The 15,193-nt window shown below is 33.2% G+C and carries 11 protein-coding genes; 4 read left to right on the forward strand and 7 right to left on the reverse strand.

The genetic code is table 11. The features are described 5' to 3' along the window. Nucleotides 1-67: 67 nt before the first annotated feature. The 6 genes from ABYI63_RS04710 to ABYI63_RS04735 form a co-directional block, all read right to left on the reverse strand. On the reverse strand, nucleotides 68-1,261 hold the full coding sequence (locus tag ABYI63_RS04710) for an outer membrane beta-barrel protein (protein WP_372753965.1): 1,194 nt from the start codon (nucleotides 1,259-1,261) through the stop codon (nucleotides 68-70). Between the two features lie 87 nt (nucleotides 1,262-1,348). Continuing rightward, a complete protein-coding gene (locus tag ABYI63_RS04715) occupies nucleotides 1,349-3,283 on the reverse strand; it encodes a hypothetical protein (RefSeq protein ID WP_372753967.1) in 1,935 nt (644 codons plus the stop codon). A 98-nt stretch (nucleotides 3,284-3,381) separates the two neighbouring features. Next, nucleotides 3,382-5,529, reverse strand: a complete 2,148-nt coding sequence (locus tag ABYI63_RS04720) for a cation:proton antiporter (protein WP_372753969.1) — start codon at nucleotides 5,527-5,529, stop codon at nucleotides 3,382-3,384. Nucleotides 5,530-5,616: 87 nt separating this feature from the next. Then, nucleotides 5,617-7,938: a TonB-dependent receptor plug domain-containing protein gene (locus ABYI63_RS04725; RefSeq protein ID WP_372753971.1), complete on the reverse strand. Its 2,322-nt coding sequence runs from the start codon at nucleotides 7,936-7,938 to the stop codon at nucleotides 5,617-5,619. Beyond that, complete coding sequence (locus ABYI63_RS04730) at nucleotides 7,931-8,830, reverse strand: FecR family protein (protein WP_372753973.1); 900 nt, start codon at nucleotides 8,828-8,830, stop codon at nucleotides 7,931-7,933. The genes ABYI63_RS04725 and ABYI63_RS04730 overlap by 8 nt, the downstream gene beginning before the upstream one ends. 83 nt (nucleotides 8,831-8,913) lie before the next feature. Further along, entirely contained in the window at nucleotides 8,914-9,429 is a 516-nt protein-coding gene (locus tag ABYI63_RS04735) for an RNA polymerase sigma factor (RefSeq protein WP_372753975.1), read from the reverse strand. Nucleotides 9,430-9,579: 150 nt separating this feature from the next. Between ABYI63_RS04735 and ABYI63_RS04740 the strand changes: the two genes are divergently transcribed. From ABYI63_RS04740 to folD, 4 genes are all read left to right on the forward strand, one after another. Then, nucleotides 9,580-11,361: a hypothetical protein gene (locus tag ABYI63_RS04740; protein ID WP_372753978.1), complete on the forward strand. Its 1,782-nt coding sequence runs from the start codon at nucleotides 9,580-9,582 to the stop codon at nucleotides 11,359-11,361. A gap of 394 nt (nucleotides 11,362-11,755) precedes the next feature. Beyond that, nucleotides 11,756-13,084: a signal recognition particle protein gene (ffh, locus tag ABYI63_RS04745; RefSeq protein ID WP_372753979.1), complete on the forward strand. Its 1,329-nt coding sequence runs from the start codon at nucleotides 11,756-11,758 to the stop codon at nucleotides 13,082-13,084. A gap of 90 nt (nucleotides 13,085-13,174) precedes the next feature. Continuing rightward, nucleotides 13,175-13,327: a four helix bundle protein gene (locus ABYI63_RS04750; RefSeq protein ID WP_372753981.1), complete on the forward strand. Its 153-nt coding sequence runs from the start codon at nucleotides 13,175-13,177 to the stop codon at nucleotides 13,325-13,327. A gap of 188 nt (nucleotides 13,328-13,515) precedes the next feature. Then, nucleotides 13,516-14,394 (forward strand): bifunctional methylenetetrahydrofolate dehydrogenase/methenyltetrahydrofolate cyclohydrolase FolD, encoded by an 879-nt coding sequence (gene folD / locus ABYI63_RS04755; protein ID WP_372753983.1) that lies wholly within the window; start codon nucleotides 13,516-13,518, stop codon nucleotides 14,392-14,394. Between the two features lie 4 nt (nucleotides 14,395-14,398). Here folD and rluF read toward each other — a convergent pair whose 3' ends face one another. Beyond that, nucleotides 14,399-15,187 (reverse strand): 23S rRNA pseudouridine(2604) synthase RluF, encoded by a 789-nt coding sequence (rluF, locus tag ABYI63_RS04760; RefSeq protein WP_372753985.1) that lies wholly within the window; start codon nucleotides 15,185-15,187, stop codon nucleotides 14,399-14,401. Between the last annotated feature and the right edge of the window lie 6 nt (nucleotides 15,188-15,193).

Below are 15,193 nucleotides of genomic sequence, written 5' to 3' on the forward strand. Positions count from 1 at the left end.
TAGTACTTCTATTTTTTCTTTTTAGAAACTCACATAAATCATTTTTTTTATATAATGAACTGTTTTTTTAAAATAAAGAATAACCAAAAATTACAGATATCGTTTTATAGTCGGAATAATAGGATTGATAGCTATTTAATAAGTCTCTATCTATTTGGTATCTTAATTCTAAACTGTATTTATCATTTTGTTTATAACCTGCACCAAACCCTAAATTGGAGGATCTTGTAATGTCTAATTTAGAACCAAAGTTATTATAGGTTACTGTAGATTTAGTTGGGAAATCCAGTATGAATGAGCTGTTAATAAAAATTTTAGAATTGTTGTTCAGAAAGAATGAATGTCTTAGTCCAACAGGTATTTCAATGGATTTGTAATCTGCTTTCACATTTTGGTTAGTCTGTGCTTTTTCAGATTTATAATACTGATAAGTTGGCTCTATAATAATAGCCCATTTGTCGTTATTAAAAGGCAAAATGAATTCGGTTTCAATTCCTATTCTAAACCCTAATTCGTTATCGAAATCTATAGTTCTAGTTTTTGATAACGAATTTTCTATTGCTAAAGAAGAACTATTCAATCCAAGCCTAAGGTTTAAGTTAAACAAATCTTTTTTTTGTTTTTCTTCAAAATTAACTACTTCCGAATTATTACATTTATTGTAACGTACGAATAGGTTTATCAATTCATCTTTTTTATAACTTATTCTGTTAAAGTCTTTAAAATTAATTTGTTCACATTTTAAATTGTTGAATAATTGTTGTTTAAACTGGTTGTTTTCTCCTATTATACTCCCAGAATTTCTATATTTTTTATAAACTAACTGTTGGATGTCCTTAGAGTCGTTATTACTATAAAAGAATCTTATTAAATTTCCATCTTCATATTTGTATAAGTTTGATTTTCCTACAACTAATACTTTTAAAAAAAGTGTTTCCTCCTTAAATATGGGATTCTTTTCAACGCTTAAATCGGCTATATAATTACTCGATCTGTCAATATTTACAATGCCTCTTTCGTACTTGGAATGGTTGTAAATGCCAAACTCTTTAACACTTTCTATGGTTGCCCTTTCTTGTTCTGTGTTTTCTAAAAGTCTAAATTCAAATTCCGTTGGATTGTTCTTCCAATCAATATTTTTAATTTCACATTCTATTTTTTCACCAGCATTACTGATATAATAGCCTTTTTCAAAGGAAACCTGAGAATAGCATGTGATACTTAAGATGCTAACAAAAATAATTAGTAGTTGATTTTTCATTTGTTGGTTTTATTTTAAAATAATGTGTTTATAAGTGCATTTTTTCTGGTAATTAGTGTTTTGAAGCTATTTATTTGATAGACAGTTTTAAAATTTCCGAACCAAATTATTGAAATCGAGGAATAGCGATTCGTCACCCATCTTGATAATTTGGGTTTCAGATTTTTTATCGGATTGCACATAAGGTGAATCAAAACGGAGGTATTCTGTGTTTACAATCTCGCCATTCAACTTAAATTCGGAATCATATTTTAATTCATATATACTGTTATTTGATTGATAATACAGCTTCAGTTTTTTTTCATTGAACTCAATTTTATTACTTTTTATACGCTGTATAAAGGCTTCAAATGAGCCATCTTCAGTTTTTGATCCTGCTTCTGTAATCCAAAATACCTTCTTGCCTTTTTGAATAATATCGTCGGTAGCACCATCCCGATATGTTAAGGCATTGGCACCAATAAATGTGCAATAGGTATCGCCTTTTTTTCCGAATGCATAATTATCGGTAACAACGGTAGAGTCAAACAATTGCTTCGGGAAATAAGCATGTGTATAATCTAATAAGTCCAATTCCATCATGCCTTTTTTTCGAGGAATATTGTAAATAGAAAGATTTACGTTTTTTTCTTGCACAGCATGCGGTAATCTGCCATACCCAACCCAATAGTTAGGCGAATGCATTTTTTTATCTTTTTCAACGGCTGGATGGCAATGAAAAATAGCAAATTGATTGGATATATTCATGCCAGAGATATGATGTTGGTCGGCAAAATTGCCGGCATGATGATTTTGAGTTGTATAAATGGAATAGTCTTTAGTTCTGTAGGTATAAGTGTTTCCGTTTTGAATTGCTGAACCAAGAAATTGTGGATTAATTATTCGAATAACAAGAGGTTCTAAATGAAGCAGTTGTAAAGGCCTTAAATCGAGCGATTTGAAGTCTTTTAGAAATTCATTGGATAACATATTGTATTTTCTAATATGAGATAATGAGTTTCTTACTACTGTTGGATTGGCAAAGGCTTCCATACCCCATTGCATCATCAGGCTTCGCATATCTTTTCCATAGTAACCTTCTTGTTTTAGATCCGAAATATTAAGTCCGTTATTTTGTTTAATTACAACATTAGCACTGTCCTGTGCTATTTTTTTTAAAACTGGTGGTACTGTGTACTTATTACTTGTCATTAACCCATACATCATGCCTGCTTTAATGGCTTCGCCATCATTCCAAAAGTAATGAGTTAGGCCATTTAAGGTGTAATCAATACCTCCTTTTCGGTTACGTTCATAGGCGCGACCGCTTGTAGAAATAAACATGTTTTTGGTACTTTGGGTCGCTACATCATAGAATAGTAAATCCATGATTATTTGACTTTTTATAGATATGCTTACCGAATCCGCATAATCTATTAAGTTAATGAGAGCACCAATGTCTTCTTTATAATACACATTTGAATAAAACTCGGTGAAACCATAGTTCCAACGCATTTGTAGCCAATCCAGAATACGGACTTCTGCTTTTGCCATGTGTTGACGACCTGTTAATCCACTTTTTGGAAATAGTTCATTCTGGTATTTCTGACCGATTAGATATTCAGCGGAAGCAAAAAGAATTTGATGGTTTTCGCTCCAGTAACACATAGAGTTTTCACCCGGATCATCTAACCAATAACGAAAATTGAAGAGTACATTTTCAATCTTGTTTTTATAATCTTTAGGGATGACCTCACCATATTCATAAATAATACGAATGAGATTAACTAATCTGAAATCCGAGCAATCGTATTCATTTTTTATAAACTCTAGAGTGGGGTCTAGTCGTGTCCAATCAATGTCTTTTTTGCCATGTACTAAATCCCAGTAAACCTTGTCTTCTATTGTTTGTATTTTTATTGGTGGGTTAGAAGGATATGTTTTGTTGTTGGTTGTCTTGCTGTTTCCGCACGCTATTATAATTAGGTTTAATAACAGTAAACCAAGATAATTAAGATGTTTTTTCTTTAGTTTAGTAGGCATTAGGTGTGTTTAGTTGGTAAAATTTTTAAGGAAAATGTAATCGATTATTCTTTAATAAAAATAGTTGTTTTTTATGAATTTAAAACAGTTTTATTCAGTTATTTCTTTCTAAAAACGTTTGCTATAGTTTTACCTAATTCGTCTAATTTTTCTAAAGGTTCTAGCAGGGATGGATTGTTGAATTCGATGGCAGCATTGCTAGTTTGAGTTTCCATAATTGGGCAAACTAAAATGAAGCTATTGGAAGCCAAATACCTGTTTAAGTATATAGAAATATTTTTTAAGTTTTTTAGGTATGAAGGTTCGTCTCTTCGGGTTAAAATAAAAATTAAATTATCGTCTATTTTGATATTACTGGAAAGAGCCTTGGTGTCGTTCCAGCTATTAAAAATGATAAAATCGGCGTCAATCGGGTGTTCTTCGTGCACATCTTGAATCACTTTTATTGTTTGTTCGGTACCATAAAAAATGAGTTTACTACCTGTGTTGTAAGCGATGTTCCATACTTTAAGTAACCAAAAAGGGAATCCTATTTCGTTTTCAACATTATTGGGCATAATTACAATATGCCTTTTAATAGTTGCGATAGGTTGCATCGATTTGTAGATAAAACTGGTGGCATTACATTTTGATAAAACCCCTTCTGTTATACTGCCTAAAAACGATTCGGAAATATGTTTTTTAATGTGTAACCCTAAAATTAAATCGGTTGCTTTTTGCTCTTTAGCGACATTTAAAATACCACTCATAATATCCATGTCGTAGCGAAGTAACTTATTTAAGTGCATATCGGTTGCTGCAGCTATGTGAATTGCTTTGTCCAGAATTTTTACAGCAAGTGTTTCTGCATGAACATCGGTGGTATCGTTTCTTAAAATATGTAAAGCTAAAAGAGAATCCTTTTTCTCGTTGGATTTTAAGATGGTGCTTAAACTGATGAGTTCTTCTACGGTTTCAATATTGTTGATGGCAACAACTATTTTTTCTTCACTTGCTGAATTTTCCTTGTCCTTTGCTGTAAATTGTAAAAGAGACAGGTTTCGTGCACCTTTTTGGACCACAAATGTGGAAATGGTACAAGTAACTAAAATCATAATGATAGTACCATTTAAAATACTTTCACCCAAAAGTCTTATGGGTTCTCCTGTAGCAGTTTCACCAATAATAATGTTGTAACCCACAGAAACGGTGGCAAGGGTAACGGCAGCATGCGCAATACTTAGTCCGAAAATTATGCGACGCTCGTCTGCTGAAAATTTAAATGATTTTTGAGTAAACCATGCGGCAATAAACTTGGCTAAGGTAACAGCAATAGTCATAACAATAGCGACTAATATGGTTTCAAAATCGGTGAAGAACGCACGGTAATCAATTAGCATACCAACACCAATTAGGAAAAAAGGTATAAAAATGGCATTTCCAACAAACTCAATACGATTCATTAATGCTGAGGTAGCAGGAATTAATCTGTTAAGAGCAAAGCCAGAAAGTAAGGCGCCAATAATAGCCTCAATGCCGGCAACTTCAGCCAAAAATGCTCCAAAGAATAACATCACTAATACAAAAATGTATTGCGAAATGTGGTCGTGATAACGTTTTAAAAACCAGCGACCTATAATGGGGAAAATGTGTAACACAATAAACCCAAAAACCATAACAGAGATAAATAATTGAATCCAAAAGGCTGTGTTTGTAGTGCCTTTGGTCATGCCTACAACAATGGCAAGTACTAAAAGTGCCAGTGTATCGGTAATCATGGTGCCACCAACTACAATGTTTACAGATCTGTTTTTAGAAACTCCGAACCGACCCAAAATTGGGTAGGCAATAAGTGTGTGCGAGGCAAACATACTGGCAAGTAATACAGAAGTCATTACCGTGAATTTTAAAATAAAAACACCTACTAACACACCAAACATCATGGGAATTGAAAAGGTAAACAATCCAAAAAGTAAACTTTTAAATTTATTCTTTTTGAACTCGTTCATGTCTATTTCTAAACCTGCCAAAAACATGATATATAGTAACCCTGCTGTTCCTGATAAAATGATACTACTATCACGTAGTAATAAATTATAGCCGTTTGGACCAATAATTGCACCTGCTACAATAAGTCCTAAGATGTGTGGAATTCTTAATTTATTCAGAAGTATGGGTGCTAAGAGTATAATTATTAAAATGACAAAAAACTTTAATACCGGATTGGTGAACGGCAATGAGGTGTCTACGATGTTTAGCAGTAACATAATTCCTATATTTTCTTAGCCAAATATATGAAATGGATTGTTCTGTTTTCAAAAATTAAATTTCACACGGTCTTGTTTTGTAAAATGCTAGAAATGAATTCGTAAACTAAGGTTGGGGGTGATGCCTAAAGATTGATTTTCTACTTTCGTAACCTGGTTTTCATCGTCTAAGTTGTAATAGGCATTAAGTATGTTTTTTTTATTGGTAATATTCCAAATGGAGGCGCCTATGGTAGCCATGGTGGTATTGGAGAGGTTAATTTGATAGGTGGCAGAGCAATCGGCACGTAAATAATCCATTAAGTTGGCATTATTAGGACTTGAAAATGTAATTTCCTCATCATTTGCGTTGTGGTTTGGGTTGGGTAAGGTGGTTGGTTTTCCGGAATGCCAGTTTAATCCCAAGGCAAATTTTAAATTTCCGTAGGTATAGGTGCTGCCAAAAGTAACCGCATGCTTAATGTTGGCGTTGTTAGGAAATGGCTTGCCGTTGTTTAAAGTTTCAAAAGTATAGTTGTTCGTATTGAAGGAGTAAGAAATCCAGGTGCTAATAACATCTTTAATTTGTTTGTTTATTAATACATCAATTCCTTTAATCTCATAACTGCCTATGGCTTTTGTGAATTGAAATTGATTTTGAAACCCTTGACTTCGTGTAGTAATGCCATTCACTCTTTTAATGTAGGTTTCTGCACTTATAAGGAGTTTGTTTTTGTTGTAATGAATGCCTACGGATGCCTGTTTGCTTTTTAAAACAGGAACGTTTCTATTGTTGGAAAGTACCCATCGGCGTTTTTCAACACCTAAGAAATCATTTTGTAAATCGATAATTTGAGTAGTTGTTTGGCTTTTGTATTCTCCTAAAATCTCCAAACGGAAATTATTAAAAAATCGTTGGCTGAAACTTAATCGTGGTTCAGCGAACAGCATATCAAATTTTTGAATATAATTTAATCGAACACCAAATTTTAAATTGGTTTCAGCATTTTTTGAAAGTAAATTAGTTTCCGTATAAACGGCGTGGCTTCTAATAACTTCCTTAATGTAACTTCTAAAAATAGGATTGCTAACATCTTCTAAATTACTAATTCCGACTTCATTAAATTGATATCCGCCATTTATTTTGAATTGGAGGTTAGGCATGTAATGAATGTCGAATTTAGCTGAACCATCAAAAACTTCATTTTCCTGAATTAAGCGTAAATTGTTTATAATATCGTTGTTGGTGGCATCTAAATCATAATTTGAAACCGAAATCTGCGAATTTGTAGTAAGTTTATCGTTCCAGTTTCTAGTAAAAGTAATACCCGTAGCTAAATTTTGTTGGGATAGTTTGCTGTTTAGGGCTTCATTTCTATCATTAATGTTTGATTGTTCATCATAATCCAACTGGTTATTAACGTTTAAAAAATGAATTCTTATTTTATCTTTATTTGAGATATCGTATAAGAACTTCATCGTTACATCGTAAAAATAGAATTGTTCATTTTGGGAGATAGAATTTCTATTGGAGTTTGTTAAATCGGAATCTTGGAATATGCGTTTAAAATATTGGTCGTAGGTAGGCGTTAAAATTAAATCGGTTACTGAACGCCGGCTAGAAAGCTGAAATTCTGTTTTTTCAGACAATGGTATTTTTGCGAACCCATCTAAATTTATAAGATTAACCCCCAAACCCGCTTTAAATTCGTTGTCAATTTCGTTTGGTAATTGCATGTCGATTATGCTAGAAATACCATCGCCATATTTAGCACTGGTACCATTTTTATAGATGTTTACACATTTGGTGGTGTGGGGATTAAAGGCTGAAATTAATCCGAAAAAATGCCCAGATTGGTACATTTTAATTCCGTCCCAAAGTAGTAGGTTTTGGTCGTGTGTACCACCACGAACGTTAATATTTGACACAGTTTCATCGGTGCTTAAAACACCAGGTAGCGCTTGAATAGTTTGTAAAACATCTGCTTCTATGAGACCAGGAAGAATTCCAAAAGTTTCGGGTTTAATGGTAAGTGATCCATCATTAAATTTTGTGATACCTGTGGTTAGGAAGTTACTAACTATAACTTCTTCTAGTCGTTGTAGTTTAAAATCGTTGGTTTCGGCAGTATCGCTTTTTGGTTTTTTTATCACAACAAAACGGTTGTCTAATAATTCAAAATCTAATAAGGTTTCCGTTTTAAGAACTTTTAAGGCTTCATCTAAGGGTAATGTATCACTAGGGAAAGTTCCAGTTTTGGTTTTAATAGTATCATCGGCATACGAAAAGCTAATGTTATATTTTGCTTCAAGTAACTTTAAAATAATAATAAGTGGTTGCTTTTCTTTTTGATTGCTTTGCGCTATTAAATTGGAAACATTCAAAAAAAAGAGTAAATAAATAATAGAAAGATGTCCTTTTCTATTCACGTTTTAAGAGAATCGTTCGATTCGTTTTACTGTAAGTTATATCAAAAGGTAATGTTATGGCTTTTAATGCTACATCAATATTGCTATGCGCAAAACTACCGGTGAATAATTGTGTATCATCAATATTTAAAAGCTGGATATCAACATTATATTGTCTTTCAAACTCAGCAATAACTTCTTTAAATGGTAAACTTTTAAAAGTGCTTTCGTTATTTAACCACGAAGGTTGGGAGCGGTTTTCTTTTTCTTTAGCAATTGTTTTTCCATCAATAATTAAAAAACTGTCTCCTGCTTTTAGTTTTGTTTCTTGAGACTTGTATTTAACTCCAACCAAACCTTCGTAGCAAATAACCTCAAAATAATTATCACGTTGTTTTATGTTAAATTCCGTTCCATAAACTGTTACAGTGCCTGAAGTAGTATTAACATGGAATGTGGATCCTTTAGCAACTTTAAAAAATGCTTCACCATTAAGTTCTACATCACGGTGTTTTTTCCAGGTGCTTTTATTGAAAACCAGAGTTGATTTTGCATTTAATGAGACCTTGGAATTATCGGGCAACTCAACCATTGTTTTTTGAGCCAATTTTGTGGTAACGGTAGTGTCCAAAGTCGTTGTGTAGTAATAGGCACCAAAACAAATGGCAAGAATAGCAGCAACACGCAAAAAAGGTTTAAACCAATTGGTTTGTGTTTGTCTTTTTTGTGTTATGGTTTTTAAAACTGATTCTAATTCTTTAGAGGTGTCATATTCATCAGCCTTAAAAGACTTCAAATTAGCATCTAATTTTATTAAATCATCATAGTCTTCAAGCATTTTAAATGCCTCAAGTTCTAGATCATTTAGGTCGTTGTTCAACCATTTTACTATTAATTCTTCTCTGTTCATCATTTCAGTATTCACTTATATAACAGTTAAGTTCTCTTTTTTCCTACCATTACTTTATAAAAGTTTTAAAGTGTAACCTTACAGCGCTACAATTCCTTTATATCTTTTCGCAATTTTTCCAATGCACCATAAATACGTTTTTCAACTGCTTTGGTGGATATATTCAAAACTTCAGCAATTTCCTTAAAACGTTTACCTTCAATTCGGTTCATCAAAAAAGCTTCACGTTGGGCTTCAGTTAAATTGGAGAGTGCTTTTTGTAGTTTATTATTATATTCGGTTTCCTGCATTAAAAATTCAGGATTTTCATTGGTGTATGTCTTTGGTTTTGTTTGTTGATATTTTAAAATTACTTTTTGGTGAGCCGTTTCGTTAAGCATTAAATTATTGGCGATGGTAAACACAAAACTTTTTGCTTTGTCGGGGCTAACCTTAGCACAATTCTCCCATAGTTTTATAAATGCTTCCTGTACTTTGTCTTTAGGATTTAACAATTCACCATATTTGTAATACAAAAAGTTATGTAGGTCTTTGGCATATTTTTTAAATATGGACGAAAATAAACGCTCTTCGCATATATTATCTTGTAGGTGTTTCTGCATTATTTAAAGTGGTTGGTAATACTAAAATAAGGTTTTTAATACTTTGAAACTTTACAACTTTGAAACTTTTTTTAAAAAGAGGGTAGGAATTTTTAAAGTTATCTTGTTTTATAATAAAAAAATGATGTCGAACCCTAAAACTCAAACACCATGAAAACTAAATTTAAAGCCTTATTACTAATTCCTTTTTTTGCCCTTTTATTTTTTACATCGTGTCAGGATGAAGTAATTGAAATAACCGAACCAGCAGAAAGTGAAGCCCTTGTAGCAACTTCTGAATTAACGAGCTTAATGAAAGCAACTACCACAAAAGATGGTTCGGTAGATAATATTATTGATAAAGCCAGTTGTTTAACCATTAAATTGCCAATTACTGTTGAAGTGAATGGGAATGAGTTAATTATAACGTCTATTGAAGACTACCAAAAGGTGGAGACTATTTTTAATGAGGATGAGGATGATGACGATTCTATTAATATCCAATTTCCCATAACGGTGTATTTAACAGATCATACCGAGGTTACTTTACAAAATAAGAATGCTTTAGAAGCTTTAGTTGAAAAATGCCATGATGAAAATGAAGAAGATGATGATATAGAATGTATCGATTTTCAATACCCAATTTCGTTCTCTGTTTTTAATACCAAATTTCAAATTATTAGCGTAGTTACAGTCGAAAACGATAGAGAGCTATACAAATTTATCAATCGTGTTAAAAATGCTGAGGTTATAGCTAGTATCAACTTTCCATTAAACTTGGAGTTGGCAGATGGAACAATCATTCAAGTAAATAACAATGCAGAACTTGCTTTAGCAATTAAAGAAGCTAGAGAAACCTGTAATGAAGATGATAATAACGATTATGGTGATGACGATTTCACCAAAGAACGCTTAGACAATTTATTAAAATCATGCCCTTGGGTTGTGTATGAATTCCAAAGAAATGCAGCTAGTTTAAGCAATACCTATCGTGAATACGCCATAGTGTTTAAAGATGAAAACGTAGTTAAAATTCGTACTAGAGAGGGCGATATGCTAACAGGTAATTGGACTACAAGAATAACCAATCGTGGAGCCTTAATTAAATTGGAGTTTGAGACTTTAGTAGACTTTACTTTAGAATGGTTTGTTTACGATTTAGAAGCTGGCAGGATAAAACTATATCAAACCGGTGGAAATAAAATTATTTTAAAGAAAAATTGCGATGTCGTTATAGATTATACTATAGAACGTATTGAAAGTTATTTACAACAATGCTTTTGGAGAGTTGCACGCCTAAACGTGAATGGGGCAGAGAATGAAAAAGACTATATAGGAGCTCCTTTAAAATTCTTACCAAATAACGAAGTGAAAATCCGAGTGAATGGAGAATTTGTATCAGGAACATACGAAATAGGGGTTCGAAATATTGGTTTTACTTTAAAAATAACGCTAGAGGATCGTCCCGATTTAAAACTTGAATGGTTAATAACTTTCTTGGAACCAGGTTTAATAAAACTTGAAAACGCCAATAATAAAATGATTTTAGAAAGATATTGTCCAGATGTTGATGACGATTTAAAATATATTGATATCATTCTTATAGCAGGTAAGTGGGAAGTTGCTAAGTACGATGATGGTTTAATCCATGTTGTGGACCCAACCGAAAACTTTAAGAATTATACTGTAGATTTCATGATAAACGGACGTGTAGAGGTAACAAATACCATCAATCCGAATACAACGCCTTACAACCAACTTATTGTTGGCTCGTGGTTGTCTTACAGAAACAATGGTCTATACCTTGGCTTGTATTTTAAAAACCAAGAACCATTCAATGAATTAAATTACCGATGGAGAATAACAAGTGTTACAACCAGCAGAATTGAATTAACAGACTTCAGTGCTTCTGGAATAGCAGAAAGAACATTAGTCCTTGAAAAGAAAAATTAAACGCACTTTAGGTTAACTAAAGAAACTATGTTAATAGGTTAATTAAGTAAAATATTAATAATGGTTTCTTTATAAAGGTTGTTAAACTTCGGTTTTAACAACCTTTTTTATGCTTTTTATTTTTTTTATGGCGCTACCACAAGGGTCGGGCTATCCGTTACAATCTTTTTAAAAGGGCTGTATAGATATTAAAAATCGGTTAATAGCAAATTGTCACTTTCATCAAAAGTAAGGTTTACTAGTTTTAAAAAGGATTTTCACTCCTATCCCTAGCGCACAACACAACAAAGCAGAAAGTATAGAAACTAAAAAGGAAGCTGCTTTTTTATAAAAATCAGGGTAAAAAATACGCTCCAAATCATTAACTTTGCACTTTTAAAATTAAAACTGGACTATGTTCAATAATTTAAGCGATAAATTAGATAAGGCGTTACACGTACTTAAAGGTCACGGAAGTATAACGGAAGTAAACGTAGCCGAAACTTTAAAAGAAGTAAGACGAGCTTTATTAGATGCCGACGTAAACTTTAAGATAGCTAAAGATTTTACTAATACAGTAAAAGAAAAAGCGCTGGGTCAGAACGTGTTAACCACGTTGCAACCAGGTCAGTTAATGGTTAAAATCGTTAAAGACGAGTTAACCCAACTTATGGGTGGCGATGCAGCAGGTGTTAACCTTTCAGGGAACCCAAGTGTAATTTTAATGTCGGGTTTACAAGGTTCTGGTAAAACAACCTTTTCTGGTAAACTAGCCAATTATCTTAAAACTAAAAAATCTAAAAAACCTTTATTAGTAGCTTGTGATGTTTACAGACCTGCGGCAATAGACCAATTGCATGTAGTTGGAGGCCAAATAGGCGTAGAGGTTTATAGTGATAAAGGAAATACCGATCCTGTAGCCATTTCAAAAGCAGGTATTGCACATGCTAAAGCAAATGGTTACAATGTAGTAATAATAGATACCGCAGGTCGTTTAGCTGTTGATGAGGTGATGATGACTGAAATATCGAACATCCATAAAGCCATTCAACCGCAAGAGACTTTGTTTGTAGTAGATTCTATGACGGGTCAGGATGCCGTAAATACAGCCAAAGCTTTCAACGATGTGTTGAATTTTGATGGTGTTATACTTACAAAATTAGATGGTGATACGCGAGGTGGTGCCGCAATTTCCATTAAATCTGTGGTCAATAAACCAATTAAGTTTATTGGTACAGGAGAAAAAATGGAAGCCATTGATGTGTTCTATCCATCACGTATGGCAGACCGTATTTTGGGGATGGGTGACGTTGTTTCCTTAGTAGAGCGTGCACAAGAGCAGTTCGATGAGGAGGAAGCTCGTAAACTTCAAAAGAAAATTGCCAAAAACCAATTTGGATTTGATGATTTCTTGAAACAAATTCAGCAAATTAAAAAAATGGGAAACATGAAAGACCTTATGGGTATGATTCCTGGTGCTGGAAAAATGTTAAAAGATGTGGATATTGATGATGATGCATTTAAAGGTATCGAAGCTATTATTCATTCCATGACTCCTAAAGAAAGAAGCAATCCTAATATAATAAACGCGAGTAGAAAACAACGTATAGGAAAAGGTTCTGGTACTTCGGTACAACAAGTAAATCAGCTTTTAAAGCAATTCGACCAAATGAGCAAAATGATGAAGATGATGCAAGGTGGTGGCGGCAAAAAGATGATGCAGATGATGAAGAACATGAAGTAATTTAGTTTTCAGTCGCAGTCACAGGTTTTCAGTAGTAAAGATTATTGTTTATGGATTTCAAAAAGTTTTCCAAAGGAATAAACTTATTCTTTGACTGATCAAATACGAAGAAGTTCTCGTTCTGTATCTGCGAATATTTCTGAAGCCTATAGAAAAAGACGTTTACCAAAATATTTTATTAGTAAGTTAACGGATGCTGAAGGTGAAAATTCTGAAACGAATACTCGGTTGGGTTTAGCATAGGCTTGTAACTATATTTCAAATGAAGATTATTCAAAATGTTCAGATGAAGGCAAGGAGATTTGAAAATTAATAAATTACATGATTAATAATCCAGAGAAATTTGGAGTTAATATAGAAAACTAAAATGGCATAAGTAAGTCGGTAGAGTGATAATCTGCGACTGCGACTGCGACTGAAAACTTATAGAGATGATAATTTTAGACGGTAAAAAAGTAAGTAACGATATAAAAGAAGAAATCGCAAAACAAGTAAGTGATATGATTTCTAAAGGTGAAAAAGTGCCACATTTGGCAGCTATTTTAGTAGGAACTGATGGAGCGAGTATGACCTACGTAAATGCAAAAGTAAAGGCTTGCGAAAAAATAGGTTTTCATTCAACTTTAATCGATTTACCCGAAAATACTACCGAAGCCGAGTTGTTGCAAAAAATACACGATTTAAACACTGATGATGCTATTGATGGTTTTATTGTACAATTACCGTTGCCGAAACATATTGACGAGCAAAAAGTTTTAATGGCTGTGCATCCAGATAAAGATGTAGATGGGTTTCATCCAACAAACGTTGGGAAAATGGCTTTAGATTTACCTACTTTTTTACCAGCAACTCCATACGGCATTCTGGAATTATTAGAACGCTACCAAGTAGAAACTTCTGGTAAAAATGTAGTAGTTATGGGTAGAAGCCATATTGTTGGTCGTCCAATGAGTATATTAATGAGTCAGAAACGTAAAGCTGGTGATGCCACAGTAACTGTAGTTCACAGTCGTACTAAAGATTTAGCTGAAATTACCAAAGCGGCAGATATTATTGTAGCAGCCATTGGTATTTCCGAGTTTTTAACCGGCGATATGGTTAAGGAAGGTGTTGTTATTGTGGATGTTGGAATTACACGTGTTCCTGATACAACAAAAGCAAGCGGTTATAGGTTAGCAGGTGATGTTCATTTTGAAAGTGTAAGCAAAAAAGCAAGTTATATTACTCCAGTTCCAGGCGGTGTTGGCCCTATGACTATCGCAATGTTATTGAAAAATACGTTATTGGCTCGCGAACGAAGAAACGCCTAAAAACCTAATCAGTTTTTTTTCGGCGTGTGCGTTTTTCTGTTTTAGGTATTACTTTTTTAGGGATAAATTCTTTAGAGGAATCACTAATTAGTTCGTTTAACTCTTTAAACTCATCTTTAGTTAGTTCTCTGTATTCGCCAAGAGGCATATCGAGTTTAATATTCATAATACGAACACGTTTCAGTGTTTGTACCTCATAATTTAGGTATTCACACATACGTCGTATCTGCCTATTTAGTCCTTGTGTTAAAATAATTTTAAACTCATAGGTTCCTAATTTTTCAACCTTGCATTTTTTGGTGGTTCTATTTAATTCTGCCAGAGGAATTCCGTCACGCATACGTTCTATGAAGGTTTGCGAAATAGGTTTATCTACAGTAACAATGTATTCTTTTTCGTGGTTATTGCTTGCACGAAGAATTTTATTTACAATATCCCCATCATCGGTTAAAAGAATTAAACCTTCACTAGGCTTGTCCAAACGTCCAATTGGAAAAATACGCTTGGGATAGTTTATAAAATCGATAATATTATCTTTTTCAACACTAGTATCTGTTGTACAAACAATACCAACAGGCTTGTTAAACGCTAAATAAACAAAGGAAGTTTTGGTGTTATTAATAGCCTTGCCATCTACTTCAACCACATCGTTAGGAGCTATCTTGGTACCCATTTCAGGAATAATACCATTGATGGTTACTCTGCCAGCTTCAATAAGTTTGTCGGCTTCTCTGCGCGAGCAATAGCCAACTTCACTTAAAAATTTATTTATACGTTTCAATTCTGTTTCCATTCTTCA

It is taken from the genome of Mariniflexile sp. (assembly GCF_041583155.1).
GTDB lineage: Bacteria > Bacteroidota > Bacteroidia > Flavobacteriales > Flavobacteriaceae > Mariniflexile.

Coding starts and splice junctions, on each gene's coding strand:
- folD (WP_372753983.1), top strand. CDS start 13,516: ATGATAATTTTAGACGGTAAAAAAGTAAGTAACGATATAAAAGAAGAA.
- ffh (WP_372753979.1), top strand. CDS start 11,756: ATGTTCAATAATTTAAGCGATAAATTAGATAAGGCGTTACACGTACTT.
- ABYI63_RS04735 (WP_372753975.1), bottom strand. CDS start 9,429: ATGCAGAAACACCTACAAGATAATATATGCGAAGAGCGTTTATTTTCG.
- ABYI63_RS04730 (WP_372753973.1), bottom strand. CDS start 8,830: ATGATGAACAGAGAAGAATTAATAGTAAAATGGTTGAACAACGACCTA.
- ABYI63_RS04715 (WP_372753967.1), bottom strand. CDS start 3,283: ATGCCTACTAAACTAAAGAAAAAACATCTTAATTATCTTGGTTTACTG.
- rluF (WP_372753985.1), bottom strand. CDS start 15,187: ATGGAAACAGAATTGAAACGTATAAATAAATTTTTAAGTGAAGTTGGC.
- ABYI63_RS04740 (WP_372753978.1), top strand. CDS start 9,580: ATGAAAACTAAATTTAAAGCCTTATTACTAATTCCTTTTTTTGCCCTT.
- ABYI63_RS04720 (WP_372753969.1), bottom strand. CDS start 5,529: ATGTTACTGCTAAACATCGTAGACACCTCATTGCCGTTCACCAATCCG.
- ABYI63_RS04710 (WP_372753965.1), bottom strand. CDS start 1,261: ATGAAAAATCAACTACTAATTATTTTTGTTAGCATCTTAAGTATCACA.